We start from the raw sequence: 21014 nt of genomic DNA, 5'->3' as shown, positions 1-21014 counted from the left end.
CGCGGCTTGGAAAGCTTGCGCGGGCCCGTCGATTATAATTTGCTGACGCGGCCGTCGCTACCGGAACGACCGACACTCCTGAAAGACCCGTTTTGAGCTCTCATTTGTCGAACCCACCCCGCCGCCAGCGTGGCAGCGTTAAGGCGATCCTCCTGATGTTCCTGGCCACGATCGTGCTGGCGATTGCCGGCGCTGCGATCTGGTTCATGTATGCCATCGTCCCCAACGTGCCGGCCATCGACGCGGTCCTCGATTACAAACCCAAGATCCCGCTGCGTATTTACACGGCCGACAAGTTCCTGATCGGCGAATTCGGCGAAGAGCACCGTGACTTCATCCCCATCGCCAAGGTCCCGGACCTGATGAAAAAAGCGCTGCTGGCCATCGAAGACAAACGCTTCTACGAACACGGCGGCATCGACTGGGTACGCGTGGCCGGCGCCGCCAAATCGAACCTGCGCGGCGGCTTTCGCCAGGGCGGCTCCACCATCACCATGCAGGTGGCGCGCAACTTCTTCCTCACCAGGGAGAAAATCCTGTCGCGCAAACTCAATGAAGTGGTGCTGACCTATAAAATCGAAGACGCACTGACCAAAGACCAGATCCTCGAGCTGTACATGAACCAGATGTATCTGGGCCAGCGCTCGTACGGCTTCGCCAGCGCCGCCAGGACCTATTTCAACAAATCGCTCGACCAGTTGTCGATCGCCGAAATGGCGATGCTGGCCGGCCTGCCGCAAAACCCGGCGCGCCACAATCCGGTCACCAACCCGAAGCGCGCGCGCGAACGCCAGCACCTCGTGCTGGGCATGATGCGCGACCTGCGCTACATCACGCCAGCCCAGTACGACCAGGCCATGGTCGAACCGCTGCGCGTGTCGATGCGGCGCCAGGAATACGAGGTGCACGCCGAATACGTGGCCGAACTGGCGCGCCAGGCCGTGGTCGCGCAGTACAAGGACGAGGCCTATACCAAGGGCATCGTCGTCACCACCACCATCCTGAAGGACGAGCAGAATGCGGCGTATGCGTCGGTACGCAAGAATGTGTTGGCCTACGACCAGCGCCACGGCTACCGCGGCCCGGAAGCGATCATCGATTTACCAGCTAACCAGCAGGAACGCGATGACGCCATCGACGACATCCTGCAAAAGCGCCCGTCCAGCGATGGCCTGATTGCGGCCGTGGTGATCTCGGCGTCAAGCAAATCGGTGATCGCCGACACGCTCGACCACGACCGCGTTGAAATCACCGGCGTCGGCCTGAAGTTCGTCGCCGGCGCCCTGGCGCCGACGGCAAAGGACAGCGTGCGCATCGTCCCGGGCGCGGTGATCCGCGTATCGCGCGAAAATCTGCGTGAAGGCAAAGGCGCCTGGAGCGTGACCCAGGTGCCGCAGGTGGCCGCCGCCTTCGTGGCTGTCGATGCGGACAGCGGCGCCTACCACGCCATGGTGGGAGGCTTCGACTACAACCTGCAAAAGTTCAACCACGTGACGCAGGCCTTGCGCCAGCCCGGGTCGGCCGTCAAGCCGTTCATCTATTCGTCGGCGATTCAAAAAGGCTTCACGCCGGCCACGATGATCATGGACGCCCCGCTCGACATGGTGGGCGAGAACGCCGGCGCCACCTGGTCGCCGCAGAACGACGACCACAAATTCGATGGCCCCATCTCGATGCGGCGCGCGCTGGCCGAATCGAAGAACGTTGCGTCGGTGCGCCTGCTGCGCGCCGTCTCGGTGCCGTATGCGCACGACTGGCTGCAAAAATTCGGCTTCGAGGGTGCGCGCCAGCCCAAGAACTACACGCTGGCGCTGGGCACGGGCGCGGTCACGCCGCTGCAAATGGCCGGCGCCTACGCCGTGTTTGCCAACGGCGGCTACAAGATCGCGCCCTACCTGATCGCCCGCATCGAAGACGCCGCCGGCTCGGTGCTGTCGCAGGCGAAAGCGGACGAGCCGCACCACGACGAGGACCGCGTGCTCGATCCGCGCAACGCCTTCGTCACCGATTCGATGCTGCGCGACGTGGCCCGCTACGGCACCGGCGCCGGCGCGACCAAGCAGCTGGGGCGCAAGGATTTGGCCGGCAAGACCGGCACCACCAGCGACGCCGTCGACGGCTGGTTCGCGGGCTATGCCGGCAATGTCGTGGCCGTGGCCTGGATGGGCTACGACGATCCGAAGTCGCTCGGTGGCCGCGAATTTGGCGCCACCCTGGCCATGCCGATCTGGATCGACTACATGCGCGTGGCCCTGGCCAAGCGCCCGGAAACGACACGCGAAGCGCCCGAAGGCGTGAGCAACGCTACCGGCGACTGGGTCTTCACCGAGTTCGCCGAACTGCCCGGCATGAGCGTCATCGATATCGACCTCGGTCCGCCGCCGGAGCCGGAAGCTGCGCCTGCGTCTGCGCCAGCGCAAGCCGACCCGAACCTGCCACCGGTGCCGGCCGCCCCGCCGCGCCCGCCGTCTGGTGAACTGGCGCTGCCCGAGCCCCAGGGTGAGCGATGATCGGATGGCTGAAACGCCTGATCGCCGGCGCGCCAACGGTGCGCCCGCCCGTGCCGGTACTCACCGACGCGCTCGACGCTGAGCCAGTGATCGTCAGCAGTGGCGCTGTGCCGGCCCCGCTGCACGCGGCGCTGATCGACCGCCATTTCTATGCCCTGCTGGCCGATGGCGCGCAGGGCGAGGGCAGCGCCGCCCTGGAACGAGCCATCCTCGATGAAATGGCGCGCCTGGTGCAGCATCCGTACAGTGCCGCTGGCCTGGTACCGCGCGTGCCGGCCGTGATTCCACAACTGCTGGCCAGCCTGCGCGACGACACCCTGTCCGGCGCCGACCTGGCGCGCCAGGTGGCCCAGGATGTGGTGCTGGTGGCCGAAGTGATCCGCGAGGCGAATAGCCCCTATTACCGGCCCGCCACGCCGGTGAAAACCATCGAAAGCGCGGTCATGCTGCTAGGGCTGAACGGCCTGCGCATGTTGCTCGCCCGGGTCGCGTTCCGGCCCGTGATTGGGATCCAGTCGGGCCGCTTCGCACGCCAGGTGGCGCCGCTGGTGTGGACCCAGTCCGAACAATGCGCACTGGCCGCCAGCATCCTCGCCGGCGGCCTGGACGCGAACGCCTTCGACGCCTACCTGGCGGGCCTGATGCACAATATCGGCCTGATCGTGGCGTTTCGCGTGATCGATCGCATCATGCCGGCCGGGGGCCGCGCCTTGTCCGCCGCCACCCTGCCCGATTCGCCCGCCTTCTGCGCCAGCCTGCTGGAGCAGGCACGCGCGCTGTCCTCGACCATTGCGGCCGAATGGAATTTCCCCGCGCCCGTGGTCAGCGCCATCGCCACGCCGCGCGCCACGCCGCTCGGGCTGGCGCTGGCGCTCGGCGATCGCATGGCCAAGCTGCGCATGTTGGTCGACGGCGGCGTATTCGCGCGCGAGGCCGCGCTGGCCGGCCTGGACACGTCGCTGTGGCGCTGCTTCGATCAACTCCAACCCCGGGACGCATAATGGCCTTCGATATTGGCGACAAACTGGTGATCGGCGTCTCGTCCAGCGCGCTGTTCGACCTGTCCGAATCGCACCAGGTGTATCTCGACCAGGGTGCCGACGGATACCGCGCTTACCAGGAGGCGCATATCGACGCAATCCTGCCGCGCGGCGTCGCCTTCCCCTTCATTCGGCGCTTCCTTGCCATCAACCGCTGCTTCCCGGAGCAGATGCCGGTCGAAGTGGTGCTGTTCTCGCGCAATTCGCCGGAAACGGGCCTGCGCGTGATGCGCTCGATCGCCCATTACGGCCTGGATATTTCGCGCGCCGCATTCATGACCGGCAAGTCGCCGTTCACCTATTTGCCCGCGTTCAATACGGCGCTGTTCCTGTCGGCCAATTCGGACGATGTGCGCGGCGCGATCGCGGCTGGCTATCCGGCCGGGCTGGTCTTGCCCTCCAAGATTTCGGATGAAGACGACGATATCGAACTGCGCGTCGCCTTCGACTTCGACGGCGTGCTGGCCGACGACGAATCGGAAACCATCTTCAAGGCGAACGGCCTGGGCGAATTCCACGCGCACGAAACCCTGCACATGGCCCGCCCCCATCAACCGGGGCCGCTGGCCGGAATGTTCCAGAAGCTGGCCGTGATGCAAAAGATGGAGCAGGCGGCGCAGGATGCCGATCCGGCCTACCGCAAGATCGTGCGCATCGCCATCATCACGGCGCGCAGCGCGCCCTCGCATGAGCGCGTGGTCACCACCCTGAAAAGCTGGGGCGTGTCGGCCGACGAGACCTTCTTTCTGGGCGGGATGGAGAAGAGCCGCGTGCTATCGGTGTTCAAGCCGCATATTTTTTTCGATGACCAGCTAACGCACCTGCAAGCTGCGCCCGGGGGGACCATTCCGATGGTGCACGTGCCGTTTGGGGTGGCCAATCGTCTATAATCACCCACCTCCCAAGCCCACTGATTTCCCCTCTGCATGCCCTTCGATCTCGCCAAAGCACTCCCCAAACCCGGCAACCGTTTCGCCCTCCCCGCGCTGTACGGCTCAGCTGACGCGTATGCATTGGCCGTCGCCGCCCTGGGCCTGAAAGCCAGCCAGCAGATGCTCACCGTGATCGTTGCCAACGCCAGCGACGGCCAGCGCCTGCTTGACGAGATCCCGTGGTTCGCCGAGGGTCAGCTGTCCTGCCACCTGCTGCCCGACTGGGAAACGCTGCCGTACGACGCCTTCTCGCCGCACCAGGACCTGGTCTCGGCGCGCCTGGCCACCCTGCACGAAATCCGCAACGGCGCCTGCGACGTCCTGCTGGTCCCGGCCACCACGGCCCTGGTGCGGCTGGCGCCGCCCTCGTTTTTGGCCGCCTACACCTTCTTCTTCAAGCAGGGCGAAAAGCTCGACGAAGCGAAACTCAAGGCCCAACTGACGCTGGCCGGTTACACCCACGTGTCGCAGGTGATGTCGCCCGGCGAATATTCGGTGCGCGGCGGCCTGATCGACCTGTTCCCGATGGGGTCCGTCCTGCCCTACCGGCTCGACCTGTTCGGCGACGAAATCGAAACCATCCGCACCTTCGACGCCGACACCCAGCGCTCGCTGTACCCGGTGCGCGACGTGCGCCTGCTGCCGGGGCGCGAATTTCCGATGGATGAGCCGGCCCGCACCAGTTTCAGGAAGCGCTGGCGCGAACGCTTCGAGGGTGACCCGAGCCGCTCGGTAGTCTATAAAGACATCGGCAGCGGGATTGCCTCGGCCGGGATTGAATACTACTTGCCCTTGTTCTTCGAAGAGACCTCCACGCTGTTCGACTACCTGCCCGACAACGCGGGCCTGGCCCTGGTCGGCGACATCGATGCGGCCATCCAGCGCTTCTGGCTGGATACCGAATCGCGCTACAAATTCCTGAAAAGCGACCGCGACCGCCCGCTGCTGCCGCCAAATGAACTGTTTCTCGACGCCGAGCAGTTCTTTACAGGTGCGAAATCGCACGGACGCTGGATCATCGGCAAGGATCACGGCGGCGAAGCGTCCGAGCTGTCTGCACCGATCCCGAACATCGCCGTGAACCGCCGCGCCGACGATCCGCTGGTGAACCTGCGCGCATACCTGCTCCAAACCGACACACGCGTGATGATCTGCGCCGAATCGAACGGCCGCCGCGAAACGCTGCAACAGTATTTTGCCGAATACAAGCTTGACGTCACCCCGGTCGAAGGCTACGCCGGTTTCATTGCCAGCGACGCAAAACTTGCGCTGGGCGTGGCGCCGCTGCAGGCCGGCTTCGAACTGGCCGAGACCAGCACGGGCCGGCTGGTGTTCCTCACCGAGACCGAGCTGTATGCCGGCTCCGGACGGCGCGTCGGCAAGAAGAAGCAGGAAGGCGTCACCCAGGTCGAGTCGATGGTGCGCGACCTGTCCGAGCTGAAAATCGGCGACCCGGTGGTCCACATCAACCACGGCATCGGGCGCTACATGGGCCTGACCAGCATGGACCTGGGTGAAGGCGAAACCGAATTTCTGCAGCTCGACTACGCCAAGGAAAGCAAGCTGTATGTGCCGGTGTCGCAGTTGCACGTCATCGCGCGCTACTCGGGCGCTTCGCCGGAAGACGCGCCGTTGCACGCGCTCGGTTCCGGCCACTGGGACAAGGCCAAACGAAAGGCCGCCGAACAGGTGCGCGACACCGCCGCCGAACTATTGAATCTGTACGCCCGGCGCGCGCTGCGCCAGGGCCACGCCTTCGAATACTCGGCGATCGACTACCAGAACTTTGCTGACAGCTTCGGCTTCGACGAAACGCCCGACCAGGCCGAGGCCATCACCAACGTTATCAAGGACATGACCTCGGGCCGCCCGATGGACCGGCTGGTGTGCGGCGACGTCGGCTTCGGCAAGACCGAAGTCGCCCTGCGCGCCGCCTTCATCGCCGTCATGGGTGGCAAACAGGTGGCGATTCTGGCGCCCACCACCCTGCTGGCCGAGCAGCACGCGCAAACCTTTGCCGACCGCTTCGCCGACTGGCCGGTGCGCATCGCGGAACTGTCGCGCTTCCGGACCGGCAAGGAAATCACCACTGCCATCAAGGGCATGGCCGACGGCACCCTCGACATCGTCATCGGCACCCACAAATTGCTCTCGCCCGACGTCAAGTTCGAGCGCCTGGGCCTGGTCATCATCGACGAAGAACACCGCTTCGGCGTGCGCCAGAAGGAAGCCCTCAAATCCCTGCGCGCGGAGGTCGACGTGCTGACGCTGACGGCCACGCCGATCCCGCGCACGCTGGGCATGGCGCTGGAGGGGCTGCGCGACTTTTCGATCATCGCCACCGCGCCACAAAAGCGCCTGGCGATCAAGACTTTTGTCCGCAGCGAAGACGGCTCGATCATCCGCGAAGCCTGTCTGCGCGAACTGAAACGGGGCGGCCAGATCTACTTCCTGCACAACGAAGTGGAAACCATTGAAAACCGCATGGCCATGCTGACCGAACTGCTGCCGGAAGCGCGCATCGGCGTGGCGCACGGTCAGATGCACGAGCGCGACCTGGAACGCGTCATGCGTGATTTCGTGGCCCAGCGTTTCAATATCCTGCTGTGCACCACCATCATCGAAACCGGCATCGACGTGCCGACCGCGAACACCATCATCATGCACCGCGCCGACAAGTTCGGCCTGGCGCAATTGCACCAGCTGCGCGGGCGCGTGGGCCGGTCGCACCACCAGGCGTATGCGTATTTGCTGGTCACCGACGTGCTCAATCTCACCAAGCAGGCGCAGCGCCGGCTCGACGCGATCCAGCAAATGGAAGAACTGGGCAGTGGCTTTTACCTGGCCATGCACGACCTGGAAATTCGCGGCGCCGGTGAAGTGCTGGGCGAAAACCAGTCGGGCGAGATGATCGAAATCGGCTTCCAGATGTATTCCGACATGCTCAATGAAGCGATCCGCTCTTTGAAGGCCGGCAAGGAACCCGATCTGTCGGCGCCGCTGGCCTCGACCACCGAAATCAACCTGCACGTGCCGGCGCTGCTGCCGGCCGACTTTTGCGGCGATGTCAACGAACGCCTGTCGATTTATAAACGCATGGCCAATTGCCAGAGCCAGGACAAGGTCGACGACATGCAGGAAGAGCTGATCGACAGATTTGGCAAGCTGCCCGAGCCGGTGAAAGCGCTGATCGAAACGCACCGCCTGCGCATTGCCGCCAAGGCGGTGGGCATCGTCAAGATCGACGCCCATTCGGAGGCGGCCAACCTGCAGTTCATGGTCAATCCGCCGCTCGATCCGCTGCGCATCGTCATGCTGATCCAGAAGAACCGCCACATCAAGCTGGCCGGCCAGGACAAGCTGCGCATCACGGTGCCAATGCCGGACCTGGCGGCGCGCGTGCTGCAGGTGAAACAAGCAATCAAGCAATTATTGGCAGGCTGAGTTGGGACAAGATCTATGAAAATGCATTTGATTTTGCAGGGGCCGCTGGACCAGTTGGCGCACATCGGCGCCATCGCCGATCCGGCGCGCGCGTTCACCATCGGCGCGCATGCGATGCGCTTCGAGGACGTCGAAGCGGGCGAACGCGTGCGGGCAGCCGTCTCGCTGGCGGCATTTCCGGCCGGCGTGGATGCGACCTTCATCGCTGCCGGGCGCACTCTGGCCGATTTCAAACTGGTGGCGATGGACATGGATTCGACGCTGATCACCATCGAGTGCATCGACGAGATAGCCGACATGCAGGGCCTGAAGACGCAGGTGTCCGAGATCACCGAAGCGGCGATGCGCGGCGAACTCGATTTTGGCGCCAGCCTCACGAAACGCGTGGCGCTGCTCGAAGGATTGGATGCGTCCGCCCTCGAGCGCGTGTATGACGAGCGCCTGCGCCTGTCGCCTGGCGCGGAAACCATGCTGGCCGGGGTCAAGGCAGCGGGCCTGAAAACCTTGCTGGTGTCCGGCGGCTTCACCTTTTTTACGGAACGCCTGCAACAGCGACTGGGCCTGGACTACGCGCACGCGAACGTGCTGGAAGTGCGCGAGGGCAAGCTGACCGGCAAGGTGCTGGGCGGCATCGTCGACGCGCTTGAAAAGAAGCACACGGTCGAGCGCGTCTGCGCCGAACTGGGCATTACTCCGCAGCAGGCGATCGTCATGGGCGACGGTGCCAACGACCTGCAAATGATGGCGATTGCCGGCCTGTCTGTGGCATTTCGCGCCAAGCCGGTAGTGCGCGCGCATGCCAGCGTTGCGCTCAACTTCAGCGGACTCGACGCACTGCTGACGATCCTTCCGGAAAGTTGATTCGCCAGGCGCTAGATCTGGCGCAATCACAGGCTTCGTGCGCGCTTGCAAGGCGTTTTATCGACTCCTAGATTCGATGGTGTGTTTTTTCCCATCGGAGGCGGCAGTGATCAACCTGATCCGGCGCTGTTGTTTCGCCCTGACACTGGGCCTGGCCGTGCTGCAGGCGCAAGGCCAGGCGCCCGTCTGGAGCGGCACCTGGGGTGCGGCGCCGGCCGGCCCGCCGCCAGCGGCGCGCCTGCTAAGCCTCACCGACCAGACGCTGCGCCTGATCGTCCACACCAGCAACGGCGGCAGCCGCGTACGCATCCGCCTCTCAAATGAAATGGGCAGCACGCCGCTGCGCATCGGCAGCGCCCATATCGGCCTGCGCGCGAGCGGCGCGGTGGTGGCGGCCGACACCGACCGCGTACTCACCTTCGGCGGCGCGCGCAGCATCATCATTCCTGCCGGCGCCCGCGCCGTCTCCGATGGCGTCGTGCTGAACGTGCCGGCACTGGCCGACCTGACCGTCAGCCTGTTCCTGCCCGGCGCCAGCGGCGCCACCACCATCCACGAAAGCGCCTTCCAGACCGGCTACGTGTCCACGCCGGGCGATTTCACCGGCTCGCCGGCGCTCCCCATCAAGGCGACCATTGGCGCCTGGCCGTTCCTGGCCGGGGTCGACCTCGACCTGGCCGCGCCAGTCGTGGTGGCCTTCGGCGACTCGATTACCGATGGCCTGAAAAGCACGCCCAATGCCAACCGGCGCTGGCCCGACTTGCTGGCCCAGCGCCTGCACAGCGTGGGCGCCGGCGTGGTCAACCGCGGCATCAGCGCCAACCAGCTGCTCACCACCGAGCCCAGCGGGCTGCTGGCCGGCCGCGCCGGACTGGAGCGCTATGAACGCGACGTGCTGTCCACACCCGGCGTGCGCGCCGTGATCGTCCTGATCGGCATTAACGACATCAGCTACCATTCTGCCAGCGCGGCCAGCCTGATCGACGGCTACCGCCAGCTGGTGGCCCGCGGGCGTGCGCGCGGCATCAGGGTCTGGGGCGCGACGCTGCTGCCGTTCGAAAGTTCGCCGTATTACACGGCAGCGCGCGACACGATCCGGCGCAGCGTCAACAGCTGGATTCGCAGCGGCGACGGGTTCGACGGCATCATCGACTTCGACGCCGCCTTGCGCGACCCCGCGCGTCCCGCCCGCCTGCTGCCCGCCTGGGACAGCGGCGACCATTTGCATCCGAACGATGCCGGCTACCAGCGCATGGCGAACCTGGTGCCGCTCGGCTTGTTCAGCGCCACATCGACGCAGCCGGAGCCGGCCCAGAGCGCCGCGCCCGGCGAGTAAGTCTGCAATGTTTCCTATTTACGTTTCTGTGGCGCCCGTGTTTGTAATAATCTGTAATCGCGCGGCAAAAGTTTTCAAAAGTTCTTATGATTACGCTATCAGGAGAACAGTCATGAAAAAACTTTTACTTATTGTTGCAGCCGCCGCACTCGGTGGTTGTGCCGTGGCCCCACCGGGTCCGGCCTATTACGGCAGCCGAGCGGTCGGTCAAACCGATCCCAACGGCTGGCAAGTGGTCTCGGTAACGCCCGTGGCGCCCGGTACTGGCGCGGTCGCTGCCGAGTCAGGCACGGCCGGCACGGTCACCAGTGCGCCGTTGACGTATGCGCCAGCCCCGGTGTATGCCACCGCGCCCGTGTATGTAGCGACGCCGGTGTACGCGCCGAGTCCTTATGTGTACGATCCGTACTGGTATCCGCCGATCTCGATCGGCCTGGGCTTCAATTTCGGCAATAGCTGGGGCCATCGCGGCGGCTGGGGCGGCCATCGCGGTGGCTGGGGCGGACGCGGCGGTTACCACCGCAGGTAATCGGCCAGCGCGAAAGTCGGCCCTTGTCGCGCATGGGCCGAACGGTGCAGTGCAGGTTTTTCGGACCTGCCCTGCGCCGTTTTTCCGTCTGAGCGATACTTGCAGGTGCGGCGAGCTGAACAGTCCCGCCCGATTTCCTGCAACCACCTCTAAAGTATCCAATGACCGACCTGATCGACAAGCTGCACTGGCGCTACGCCACCAAGAAATTCAATCCTGCCAAACAAGTTCCTGACGAAACGATCGAGCGCATCCTGGAAGCGGTGCGCCTGACGCCGTCGTCCAGCGGCCTGCAACCGTATGAGCTGATTCTGGTCACCAACCCGGCCCTGCGCGCGCAGATCAAGAGCGTCGCGTGGGATCAGCAGCAAGTGGTTGACTGCTCGCATTTGCTGGTGTTCGCCGCCTGGGACGACATCACCGCCGACCGTGTCAACGCCATGTACGACTTGATGACTGAAGAGCGCGGATTCAATGAAGGACTCGATGCGTATCGCCAGCGCCTGCTGGGCATCGTCGCGGCACGCGGCAAAGAAGCCAATTACGAAGCGGCTGCACGCCAGGCGTATATCGGGCTGGGCGCAGCGCTGATCGCGGCTGCCTTCGAGGGCGTCGACGCCACGCCGATGGAAGGATTCGATCCGACTGCGGTCGATACCATCCTGGGCCTGGGAGCACGCCAGCTGCGCAGCGTGTTGATCGTCCCGTTCGGCTACCGCGACGAAGAAGGCGACTGGCTGGTCAAGATGAAAAAGGTGCGCCGCGCGCGCGCCGATTTCGTCACCGACATGCGCTGATCAGGCCAGCGCTACCCGCTGCGGCGCCGGCCGGCCCGGCCGCGCCGCAGCGTTGGCGGGCTGGCCATCGATGATTTTGAACACGCTCACTGTTGCGGTCAGCTCGGTCGCTTGTTCCTGCAGCGACTGGGTAGCCGCTGCCGCTTCTTCGACCAGCGCCGCATTCTGCTGGGTCACCTGGTCCATCTGCACGATCGCGATATTGACCTGGTCGATGCCTTCGCTTTGCTCGCGGCTGGCAACGGCGATCTCGCCGACGATCTGCGTCACCTGGTGGACATTCTCCACCAGTGTATTCATCGTGGTGCCGGCGCGCTCGACCAGCTCGGTGCCGAGCCGGATATTGTCGACCGAGTGATCGATCAGTACCTTGATTTCCTTGGCGGCTGCCGCCGAGCGTTGCGCCAAGTTGCGCACCTCGGAGGCCACCACGGCAAAGCCGCGCCCCTGCTCGCCCGCGCGTGCCGCTTCAACCGCGGCATTCAAGGCCAGGATATTCGTCTGGAACGCGATGCCGTCGATGACGCTGGTAATGTCAACGATCTTGCGCGACGACGCGTTGATGTCGTTCATCGTCACGACCACCTTCTGCATCACGTCGCCGCCCTGCGCAGCCGTGCTCGACGCGCCTTCCACCAGGGTGCGTGCCTGCTGGGCGTTTTCCGAGTTCTGGCGCACGGTGCTGGTCAATTCTTCCATCGACGCGGCCGTCTCTTCCAGCGAGCTGGCCTGGGTCTCGGTGCGCGACGACAATTCCATATTGCCGGCCGCGATTTCCTTCGCGCCCACGTTGATGACCTCGGCGCCATGGCGCACACGTGTCACCGTCGACAGCAAATCCTGTTGCATGCGGCCGACGGCAATCAGCAAGCGGTTGACCTCGCTGTCACCGGATTCATCGATGCGCGCGGTCAGGTCGCCGTGCGCCACCTGGTCCAGCAAGACCACGGCGCGCTCGAGTGGTACCAGCACGGTCGCACGCAGCATGAAGTGCACACCTGCCACCAGGCACAGTGCCAGCGCGAGGCCGACGGCCACCAGCCAGGCAACCACGGTGAATTCTTTTTCGGCCGTGGCCAGCAGGGCGCCCATCTGGGCGTCGGCCTGCTTCTGGAACTTCTCCAGCTGCGCCGAGAACGCGGCGCCGGTTGGCGTGAGCTCCTTGACGTTGATGGCTGTGTAGGTATCGGTATCGTCCTGGCCCAGAGCAGCGGCAGCACGTTCCAGCACTTTCGACTGGGCCTGCCCGGCGTCGATCAGCCCTTTGCTCAGGACGGTATCCTGATCCTGGAACAGTGGCGCCGATTCGAATTTGGTAATGAAGTCCAGCGTGCGCTGATACGATTTCTTCGCGCTGCCCAACGCAGAGTCGCGGTCGGCTTTGCTGCCACCATCCTTGACAGTGGAATAAGCGCGCGTCAAGGCCGAGCGCGTGCGCGTGGTGTCCTTGTAGGCATCGTTGATCGTAATCACCTGCATGCTGACCTGGTGCATCGTAGCCATTGCCTGCTTGGCCTGGCGCAAGGCAAATATGCCCAAAGCGGCGCCCACCACGAGCATTGCGGTGAACAACAGTAAAACTGCCAGAAGACTGGTTCGAACCTTTACGTTTTTCATCATAATCCTTATCAATCAATCACTTTAATATTGCCCAAAGGAAATTCATATCCACCGAATATACCAAAGATGTGACAGTTGGTGATCATTTTCTTAAGGTTTGTGCAGAATTTTCACATTTCTTGCCACACTGCTGTGGTGGCGTCGGATCGCGGCACATGTCTTGTGCAAGGTGCCGTAACGGGCGGCAATACGCCGTTTTGCTTACGGCTCGCTGACGTTGTGGCGCCTTATACGCATGCTGCATCGCGTCATAGCATTCGATTGCTGTTAAATATTTGGCATCCTACAATGATCCGTCGAAGGCAGAGTTCCGCACTGCCCGGCCATAAAATAATCATTACGGAGACAGAGACACATGAACACGAAATTGAAAACAATTGCCGCTGTGATCGCACTCGGTTTGTCGTTCTCGGCAACTGCTGCAGACACGATCAAGATCGGCGTCTCCGGACCATTCACCGGCGGCTCGGCCCCGATGGGTACCTCGATGCGCGACGGCGTGCGCCTTGCCGCGGCCGAAATCAACGCCAAGGGTGGCGTGCTGGGCCGCAAGATCGAACTGATCGAGCGCGACGACGAAGCCAAGAACGAACGCGGCGTGCAGATCGCCCAGGAACTGATCAACAAGGACAAGGTTGCCGCCACCGTCGGCTTCATCAATACCGGCGTGGCCCAGGCCTCCCAGCGCTTCTACCAGCAAGCCAAAATCCCGGTGATGAACAATGTCGCCACCGGCTCCATCATCACCCAGCAATTCGCCGCCCAGCCTGAAAACTACATCTTCCGCAACTCTGCCAGCGACCAGATCCAGTCGGCGATGATCGTCCAGGAAGCGGTCGACCGCCGCAAATTCAGGAAGGTCGCGATCCTGGCCGACTCGACCAACTACGGCCAGCTCGGTCGCGCCGACCTGGAAAAAGTGCTGACCGCGAAAGGCATCACACCGGTCGTCGTCGAAAAATACAATTTGCAGGACGTCGACATGACGGCCCAACTCCTGAAAGCCAAGCAGGCCGGCGCCGAAGTCGTGCTGACTTACGGTATTGGCCCGGAACTGGCACAAATTGCCAACGGCATGGAAAAACTGGGCTGGAAAGTGCCGCTCATCGGCAGCTGGACGCTGGCCATGGCCAACTTCATCGACAACGCCGGCAAGAACGGCGAAGGCACGCGCATGCCGCAAACCTTCATCCAGGATGCCAACACGCCAAAACGCAAGGCCTTCATCGATGCCTACGTCAAAGCCTACAACCCGCAAGGCGGGCGCATGCCGTCGGCCGTCTCGGCCGCCCAGGGGTACGACTCGGTCTACCTGCTCGCGGCCGCCATCAAGCAGGCGGGCGGCACCGAAGGCCCGAAAGTGCTGGCCGCGCTGGAAAACCTGAACGAAAAGGTCGAAGGCGTCGTCACCACCTACAACAAGCCGTACAGCAAGACCGACCACGAAGCCATCACCTTTGACAACACCCACTTCGGGGAAGTCAAGGCCGGCCGCGTCGTGATGGCGGTCGAAGCCGGCGCCAAGTAAGGCCGCGCCACACCTGGCTATTACAGCAAACGGGCTGGTCTTGAAGCGTCAAGACCAGCCTTTTTTCTGCCCCGAACAACGCCAAACAAAAGCGCGTTCCACTTTTGTTTGAAAGGATTTACATGGACATTCTTCTTCAGCTGGTTTTCTCCGGCATCGCCCTTGGCATGATCTACGCCGTCGTCGCCTTCGGCTACCAACTCACCTTTGCCACCTCGGGAACACTCAATTTCGGCCAGGGCGAAGCGCTGATGCTCGGCGCCCTGGTGGGCCTGTCGATGGTCGGCACCATCCACGGCGGCCCTTACATGAGCTACTGGATCATGATCCCCATCGTGGTCGTGTTCGGCGCACTGCAAGGCATGTTCGTCGAATGGATCGGCGTGCGCCCTGCCATCAAGATCAAGTCCGAATTCGGCTGGATCATGTCGACCATCGCGCTGGCCATCATCTTTAAAAATGTCGCGGAAAATATCTGGGGCAAGGACGTGCTGCCGTTCCCGTCGCCGCTGTCGGCCACGCCGATCAAGATTCTCGGCGCCAACGTGCAGCCGATGCAGATTGCCGTTATCGTCGGCGCGCTGCTGATCATGGCGGCGGTCGAACTGTTCAACCGCAAATCGATCTACGGCAAGGCCGTCGTGGCCACGGCCAACGACCGCGATGCGGCCGGCCTGATGGGCATTAACACGCGCATGGTCATCACGTTCTCGTACGCGCTCTCGTCCGCCACGGCGGCGTTTGCCGGCGCCCTGATCGCACCCCTGACCCTGACCAGCGCCACCATGGGCGCTTCGCTGGGCCTGAAAGCCTTCGCGGTGGCCATCATCGGCGGCCTGACCTCGGGCGTGGGCGCGATCGTCGGCGGCGTCATCCTGGGCGTCGCCGAAACCATGACCGGCTACTACATTTCGACCGGCTACAAGGAAGTGCCGGGCCTGGTCTTGCTGTTGCTGGTGCTGGCGATCAAACCGTCCGGCCTGTTCGGCAAAGCCGCGATCAAGAAAGTCTGACCATGAATGTGAAACTGAATCTGAAACTCACCGTCGCCAGCGTCATCGGCCTGGTGGCGCTGTTCGCCTTCCCGACCCTGGTGCCGAATCCCTATTACATCCACCTGGCCGAAACCATCCTGATCTACGCGATCCTGCTGTTTGGCCTCGATATCGTGGTCGGCTACACCGGCCAGGTGTCGCTCGGCCACGCCGGCCTGTTCGGCGTCGGTTCCTACGTCACCGGCGTGCTGGTCGTGAAAATGGGCTTCGCCTGGTATTTCGCCCTGCCGGCCAGTATTGCGATTGCCGCCGTGTTCGGCGCGATCCTGGCCCTGCCCGCCCTGCGCGTGACCGGTCCCTATCTGGCCATGGTCACACTGGCGTTCGGCACCATCATCCAGATCCTCATCAACGAGATGAGCTGGCTGACCGAGGGACCGATGGGCATCACCATCACCAAGCCGCATTTCGGCTCGTATGAATTGAACGAAGTGCAGTACTACTACATGGTCGCCATCTTCATGGTGCTGTCCCTGCTGGTCGTGCACAGCCTGCTCAAATCGCACCTGGGGCGGGCCTTCGAGGCGCTGCGCGACAGCCCGATCGCGTCCGACTGCATGGGTGTGTCGGTGTACCGCTATAAAGTGTATGCCTTCGTCATCAGCGCCGGTTTTGCCGGGCTGGCCGGCAGCCTGTATGCGTATTCGGAGCAGTACATTTCGCCCAACACCTACAACTTCGAGCTGACCATCCTGTTCCTGCTGGCCGTCATCATGGGCGGACGCAAGACGCGCTCCGGCGCCCTGCTCGGCGCGCTGATCGTGGTGCTGTTGCCGAGTCTGCTATCGGACATCGACCTGTTCCGCAAGATCGCGGTGGCGGCGGCCGTGCTGGCCGTGGTCGGATCAGGCATTGCCCTGGCACGCAAGCGCACCACGCTGCGCAAGGTGGCCGTGCCGGTGGTCGCGACGCTGGTGCTGGCCGGGATTTCGTTCAAGCTGGACAACATGATCGACTGGCGCCTGACCATTTTCGGCCTGATGACGCTGTTCGTCGTCTATTACCTGCAGGACGGCATCGTCGGCTTTTTCCGCCAGCTGGTCGGGCGCGGCCCGGTGCACGATGCGGCGCTGGTGGTCGCGGCCCACAGCGATCCGTTTGCCGGCGCGAAGCATACTGGCGCCGCTGGCAACTTGCTGCAGGTAGATAGTATCCTGATGCAGTTCGGCGGCCTGAAAGCCCTGAACCAGGTCGATTTGACGGTCGCCCGTCAAACCGTGCACGGCCTGATCGGCCCGAACGGTTCGGGCAAGAGCACGATGATGAACGTGCTCACCGGCATCTACAAGCCGACCGCCGGCAAGGTCGCCTTCAACGGCGTCACCATTTCCGGCCGCACGCCGGCGCAGATCGCGCTGGGCGGCGTGGCCCGTACCTTCCAGAACGTGCAGCTGTTCGGCGAAATGACGGCCACCGAAAACGTGCTGGTTGGCCTGCATCACACCTTCGAATCGACCGTATTCGACACGATGGTGCATTCGCCGCGCTACATGCGCGAAGAAAAGCGCGCGCGCGAACGTGCCGCCGCCATCCTCGAATTCGTCGGACTGTCCGACCTGGCCGGGGAAGAGGCGCGCAATCTTCCGTACGGCAAGCAGCGCCTGCTCGAAATTGGCCGGGCCCTCGGCCTGAATCCGCAACTGCTGCTGCTCGACGAACCGGCCGCGGGTCTGACCGCCCCCGACATCAAGGAGCTGATGGCGATCATCCGCAAGATTCGCGAACACGGCATCACGATCGTGCTGATCGAGCACCACATGGATGTCGTGATGGCCATCTGCGACACCGTCACCGTGCTCGATTTCGGCCAGAAAATCGCCGAAGGGACGCCGGCTGCGGTGCAAGCCGATCCGAAGGTGATCGAAGCGTATCTGGGCGGCGCCAGCGAAGCCCCTGTTTAAGGAATACCATGCTCTCCATTCAAAACCTGCAAGCCGCTTACGGCAAAGTGGAAGTCCTGCACGGCATTTCGCTCGAGGTCCCAAAAGGCAAGCTGGTCACGCTGATCGGCTCGAACGGCGCCGGCAAGACCACTACCATGCGCGCCATTTCCGGCATGATCAAGCCAAAATCGGGCACCGTCACGCTGGGCGGGCGCGACATCACCGGCCTCGAATCGCACAAGATCGCGCGCGCCGGCCTGGCCCATTCGCCCGAGGGGCGGCGCGTGTTCGGCAATATGTCGGTGACCGACAACCTGCTGCTCGGTGCGTTCCCCCGCTTCACCGGCGCGCGCCCGAAAGGCGACATCAAAATCGACCTGGAGCAGGCGCTGGAACTGTTCCCGCGCCTCAAGGAACGGCGCACCCAGCTGGCCGGCACCCTGTCCGGCGGCGAGCAGCAGATGCTGGCCATGGCGCGCGCCATCATGCTCAAACCGGAGGTGGTGCTGCTCGATGAACCGTCGATGGGCCTGGCTCCGATCCTGGTCGAAGAGGTGTTCCGCATCATCCTGCGCCTGAAAAGCGAAGGCGTCACCATGCTGCTGGTGGAGCAGTTCGCGGCCGCCGCCCTGAACGTGGCCGATTACGGCTATGTGCTGGAAAACGGCCGCATCTCGGTGCACGGCCCGGCCGAGAGTCTGAAAAACGATCCCAAGGTGGTGGCCGCCTACCTCGGCGGCGGTCAGGCCCACTGATGCCGGGGGCAACGTTCAGCGGGCGCGACCTGCTCGCTGCACTGGCCGTGGTGCTGATCTGGGGCACCAATTTCGTGGCCATGAAAATTGGCCTGCGCGAATTGACGCCCTTCCAGATGGGGGCCGGACGCTACCTGTTCGCGCTGCTCCCGCTGGTCCTGTTCATTCGCCCGCCCAAACTGGCCTGGCACTGGGTTCTGCTGTATGGCCTGTGCCAGGGCGTCGGCCAGTTCGGACTGTTATTCCTGTCGTTGCGGGCAGGCATGTCGGCCGCGCTGGCGTCGGTGCTGCTGCAAACCCAGGTGTTTTTTACCGCCCTGCTGGGCGTGGCGCTGCTGCGCGAACACGTCAGCCGGGCCTTACGGACCGGCATGCTGCTCGCGGCAGTCGGACTGGCCTGCTTCGGCATCAATTATGTGCGCAGCGGTGCGGGTGACGTCAGCGTGGCCGGCTTGCTGCTGTGCCTGGGTGGCGCGGCGCTGTGGGCGGCGTCGAATATCGTGGTGCGCCTGGCCCGGCAAGCGGCACCCGCATTCGATGTGCTCGGCTTCATGGTCTGGAGCAGCCTGGTGCCAATTATCCCGTTTTGCCTGTTGTCGCTGTGCTTCGATCCGGCCGCCAGCCGTGCCCACCTTGCCACCTTGTCCTGGCACACGTGGGCGGCGCTGGCCTACCTGGGCTGGCTGGCCACCATTCTCGGCTACGCCTTGTGGACCGCGCTGCTCAAGCGCCACCCGGCCAACCGGATTGCGCCCTTCAGCCTGGGCGTGCCGGTGGTGGGCATCAGCGCCGGCATGCTCCTGCTGGGCGACCGCATCACTGCGTGGCAGTGGGCCGGCATCGGTTTCATCGTGTTTTCGCTGGCGGTGGTGGTATTCGGGCAGCGCTGGTTGGGCCCGTCGGCACCACCCGCATAGGCGCCCCTGTCGCATGCAACATCTGTTGCAGCAGCGACGCATTGAGAAAAAAACAGTAAAGAATTTGAAGGAATTACACGAATTTAAGTTTCCATACAGAAAATAATCGGTTATATTCGTTAATATTCACGGAGATAACAACTATATGAAACTATCGAACATACGCATTGGTGCGCGCCTCGGCGGCGCGTTTGCTCTGGTGCTGGCGCTGATGGCCAGCATGATTATAGTCGGCTTGCTCGAACTGTCGAACATCGAAGCCGACAAGAACGCCATGCGCACCGCGGCCTACAAGCATCAGTTAGCCGAACAGTGGATGAGCGCCATTTCCACGAATGCCGTGCGCACCTTTGCCCGAGTGAAAACCACCAACCCGGATGACGCCGCTTTCTTTGCATCGGAAATGAAAGCCGTCAGCGCCCGCGTGACCGAGATTCAAAACGAGCTCGAGCCGCTGATCACATCGACCGAAGGCAAGCGCCTGTTGGGCGACGTGGCACGTACACGCAAAACCTATGTTGCCGCGCGCGATGCTGCGTTCAAGGCAAAAGCGGCCGGCGCCGAGCTGACCGAGCTGGTCGCAAGCACCTTGATCCCTTCGATGAAGCAATATATTGAGTCGGTGCGTCTGGTAGCGGTCTTCCAGGACAGTCTGGTGACGACGGCCAACGCCAATATCGACGTCACCTCGGCCAAAGCGCGCACCCTGCTGCTCGGTCTGGGCGCACTCGCATTGGTGCTGGGCGCTGGCATGGCGGTGGTCCTGACACGCTCGATCACCAGGCCGCTGGCGCAGGCCGTCGGTTTGGCCGAAACCGTCGCCGCGGGTGATCTGACCAGCCATACCGACAGCAGCGCCCGGGATGAAGTGGGCCAGTTGCTGCGCGCCCTCAGCACCATGAACCGTAACCTGCTGACCACCGTCACCGAAGTGCGCAGCGGCACCGACACCATCTCCACCGCAGCCCGGGAAATCGCTGCCGGCAACCTCGATTTGTCATCGCGTACCGAACAGCAAGCCAGCTCGCTGCAGGAAACCGCGGCCTCACTCGAAGAGTTGACCAGCACCGTGAAACAGAACGCGGACAATGCCCAAGCGGCGAATGGCCTCGCGGTATCGGCCTCGGCGGTGGCAAAGCGTGGCGGCACCGTGGTCGCGGAAGTGGTCGCAACCATGGCGTCGATTAACAGTTCCTCGCGCGAAATCGTTGACATCATTTCGGTCATCGATGGCATCGCCTTTCAAACCAATATTCTGGCGCTGAACGCTGCGGTGGAAGCGGCCCGCGCCGGTGAACAGGGGCGCGGCTTCGCGGTCGTCGCCTCGGAAGTACGCAACCTGGCGCAACGTTCGGCTGCTGCGGCGAAAGAGATCAAGACGCTGATCGACAATTCGGTGCGCCAGGTGGAAGCAGGCGGCAAGCTGGTCGGTCAGGCTGGCCTGACGATGGAAGAAATCGTCGCCTCGATTGGCAGCGTGACCAGCATCATGAGCGAAATCGCCCATGCCAGCGCCGAGCAGACCCTCGGCATCGAACAGATCAACGCAGCCATCACGCAGATGGACGACGTGACGCAACAAAACGCCGCGCTGGTAGAAGAAGCGGCGGGCGCTGCCGCGCAACTGGAGGAGCAGGCAGACGCGCTGGCGCGGGTGGTCGGGGCATTCACGCTCTCCGCGCAGCCGCCTGCGCCGGTCACCAGGCGCAGCGGCGCAACACCAGACCGGGTGCGGCTTGCAGCAGCGCACTGATCGCTAGGGTACGACGTCCTGGCGAGCCCATGATGTAGAATAAATATTCCGTTT

15 protein-coding genes are annotated in these 21014 nt (G+C 63.4%); 14 read left to right on the top strand and 1 reads right to left on the bottom strand.

The window, feature by feature from the left end; genetic code table 11:
* Positions 1–155: 155 nt before the first annotated feature.
* The 8 genes from V6M87_RS17665 (at position 156) to V6M87_RS17630 (ending at position 11449) form a co-directional block, all read left to right on the top strand.
* Positions 156–2510 (top strand): penicillin-binding protein 1A, encoded by a 2355-nt coding sequence (locus tag V6M87_RS17665; RefSeq protein ID WP_332877989.1) that lies wholly within the window; start codon positions 156–158, stop codon positions 2508–2510.
* A complete protein-coding gene (locus tag V6M87_RS17660; protein ID WP_332877961.1) occupies positions 2507–3511 on the top strand; it encodes an HDOD domain-containing protein in 1005 nt (334 codons plus the stop codon). The genes V6M87_RS17665 and V6M87_RS17660 overlap by 4 nt, the downstream gene beginning before the upstream one ends.
* Complete coding sequence (locus tag V6M87_RS17655) at positions 3511–4440, top strand: 5'-nucleotidase (RefSeq protein WP_332877960.1); 930 nt, start codon at positions 3511–3513, stop codon at positions 4438–4440. Before V6M87_RS17660 ends, V6M87_RS17655 begins: the two co-directional genes overlap by 1 nt.
* Positions 4441–4476: 36 nt before the next feature.
* Entirely contained in the window at positions 4477–7926 is a 3450-nt protein-coding gene (gene mfd / locus V6M87_RS17650) for a transcription-repair coupling factor (RefSeq protein ID WP_332877959.1), read from the top strand.
* A gap of 21 nt (positions 7927–7947) precedes the next feature.
* Positions 7948–8787 carry a phosphoserine phosphatase SerB gene (gene serB / locus V6M87_RS17645; protein ID WP_442920610.1) on the top strand — a complete coding sequence of 280 codons (840 nt, stop codon included), beginning with the start codon at positions 7948–7950 and terminating at the stop codon, positions 8785–8787.
* Between the two features lie 106 nt (positions 8788–8893).
* The gene (locus V6M87_RS17640) at positions 8894–10123 is read left to right on the top strand and encodes an SGNH/GDSL hydrolase family protein (RefSeq protein WP_332877957.1); all 1230 of its coding nucleotides are present in this window, start codon (positions 8894–8896) and stop codon (positions 10121–10123) included.
* Positions 10124–10235: 112 nt separating this feature from the next.
* Entirely contained in the window at positions 10236–10652 is a 417-nt protein-coding gene (locus tag V6M87_RS17635; RefSeq protein ID WP_332877956.1) for a hypothetical protein, read from the top strand.
* A 161-nt stretch (positions 10653–10813) separates the two neighbouring features.
* On the top strand, positions 10814–11449 hold the full coding sequence (locus tag V6M87_RS17630) for an NAD(P)H-dependent oxidoreductase (RefSeq protein ID WP_332877955.1): 636 nt from the start codon (positions 10814–10816) through the stop codon (positions 11447–11449).
* Here the strand turns inward: V6M87_RS17630 and V6M87_RS17625 are convergent, their stop codons facing one another.
* A complete protein-coding gene (locus tag V6M87_RS17625; RefSeq protein WP_332877988.1) occupies positions 11450–13066 on the bottom strand; it encodes a methyl-accepting chemotaxis protein in 1617 nt (538 codons plus the stop codon).
* A 358-nt stretch (positions 13067–13424) separates the two neighbouring features.
* Here V6M87_RS17625 and V6M87_RS17620 point away from each other — a divergent pair, with 358 nt between their 5' ends.
* The 6 genes from V6M87_RS17620 to V6M87_RS17595 all read left to right on the top strand — a co-directional run bounded on the left by V6M87_RS17620 (position 13425) and on the right by V6M87_RS17595 (position 20960).
* Entirely contained in the window at positions 13425–14597 is a 1173-nt protein-coding gene (locus V6M87_RS17620) for an ABC transporter substrate-binding protein (RefSeq protein ID WP_332877954.1), read from the top strand.
* A 122-nt stretch (positions 14598–14719) separates the two neighbouring features.
* Positions 14720–15610 (top strand): branched-chain amino acid ABC transporter permease, encoded by an 891-nt coding sequence (locus tag V6M87_RS17615; protein WP_332877953.1) that lies wholly within the window; start codon positions 14720–14722, stop codon positions 15608–15610.
* A 2-nt stretch (positions 15611–15612) separates the two neighbouring features.
* Positions 15613–17553, top strand: coding sequence for a branched-chain amino acid ABC transporter ATP-binding protein/permease (locus tag V6M87_RS17610; RefSeq protein ID WP_442920609.1), 1941 nt, complete (start codon positions 15613–15615; stop codon positions 17551–17553).
* An 8-nt stretch (positions 17554–17561) separates the two neighbouring features.
* Complete coding sequence (locus tag V6M87_RS17605) at positions 17562–18290, top strand: ABC transporter ATP-binding protein (protein WP_332877952.1); 729 nt, start codon at positions 17562–17564, stop codon at positions 18288–18290.
* Entirely contained in the window at positions 18290–19207 is a 918-nt protein-coding gene (locus V6M87_RS17600) for an EamA family transporter (RefSeq protein ID WP_332877951.1), read from the top strand. The genes V6M87_RS17605 and V6M87_RS17600 overlap by 1 nt, the downstream gene beginning before the upstream one ends.
* Positions 19208–19352: 145 nt before the next feature.
* Entirely contained in the window at positions 19353–20960 is a 1608-nt protein-coding gene (locus V6M87_RS17595) for a methyl-accepting chemotaxis protein (protein WP_332877950.1), read from the top strand.
* The last annotated feature ends 54 nt before the right edge of the window (positions 20961–21014 follow it).

Origin of the sequence: Massilia sp. S19_KUP03_FR1, from assembly GCF_036688685.1 — a bacterium.
Taxonomy (GTDB): Bacteria; Pseudomonadota; Gammaproteobacteria; order Burkholderiales; family Burkholderiaceae_D; genus JALYUM01.
The sequence above is the reverse complement of the archived record's forward strand: the minus strand, read 5'-3'. Positions and strand labels throughout refer to the sequence as shown.

Excerpts from the sequence above, each read along its gene's own strand:
- V6M87_RS17665 (WP_332877989.1), top strand. The coding sequence starts at position 156 with ATGTTCCTGGCCACGATCGTGCTGGCGATTGCCGGCGCTGCGATCTGG.
- V6M87_RS17660 (WP_332877961.1), top strand. The coding sequence starts at position 2,507 with ATGATCGGATGGCTGAAACGCCTGATCGCCGGCGCGCCAACGGTGCGC.
- V6M87_RS17655 (WP_332877960.1), top strand. The coding sequence starts at position 3,511 with ATGGCCTTCGATATTGGCGACAAACTGGTGATCGGCGTCTCGTCCAGC.
- mfd (WP_332877959.1), top strand. The coding sequence starts at position 4,477 with ATGCCCTTCGATCTCGCCAAAGCACTCCCCAAACCCGGCAACCGTTTC.
- serB (WP_442920610.1), top strand. The coding sequence starts at position 7,948 with ATGCATTTGATTTTGCAGGGGCCGCTGGACCAGTTGGCGCACATCGGC.
- V6M87_RS17635 (WP_332877956.1), top strand. The coding sequence starts at position 10,236 with ATGAAAAAACTTTTACTTATTGTTGCAGCCGCCGCACTCGGTGGTTGT.
- V6M87_RS17630 (WP_332877955.1), top strand. The coding sequence starts at position 10,814 with ATGACCGACCTGATCGACAAGCTGCACTGGCGCTACGCCACCAAGAAA.
- V6M87_RS17625 (WP_332877988.1), bottom strand. The coding sequence starts at position 13,066 with ATGAAAAACGTAAAGGTTCGAACCAGTCTTCTGGCAGTTTTACTGTTG.
- V6M87_RS17620 (WP_332877954.1), top strand. The coding sequence starts at position 13,425 with ATGAACACGAAATTGAAAACAATTGCCGCTGTGATCGCACTCGGTTTG.
- V6M87_RS17615 (WP_332877953.1), top strand. The coding sequence starts at position 14,720 with ATGGACATTCTTCTTCAGCTGGTTTTCTCCGGCATCGCCCTTGGCATG.
- V6M87_RS17610 (WP_442920609.1), top strand. The coding sequence starts at position 15,613 with ATGAATGTGAAACTGAATCTGAAACTCACCGTCGCCAGCGTCATCGGC.
- V6M87_RS17605 (WP_332877952.1), top strand. The coding sequence starts at position 17,562 with ATGCTCTCCATTCAAAACCTGCAAGCCGCTTACGGCAAAGTGGAAGTC.
- V6M87_RS17600 (WP_332877951.1), top strand. The coding sequence starts at position 18,290 with ATGCCGGGGGCAACGTTCAGCGGGCGCGACCTGCTCGCTGCACTGGCC.
- V6M87_RS17595 (WP_332877950.1), top strand. The coding sequence starts at position 19,353 with ATGAAACTATCGAACATACGCATTGGTGCGCGCCTCGGCGGCGCGTTT.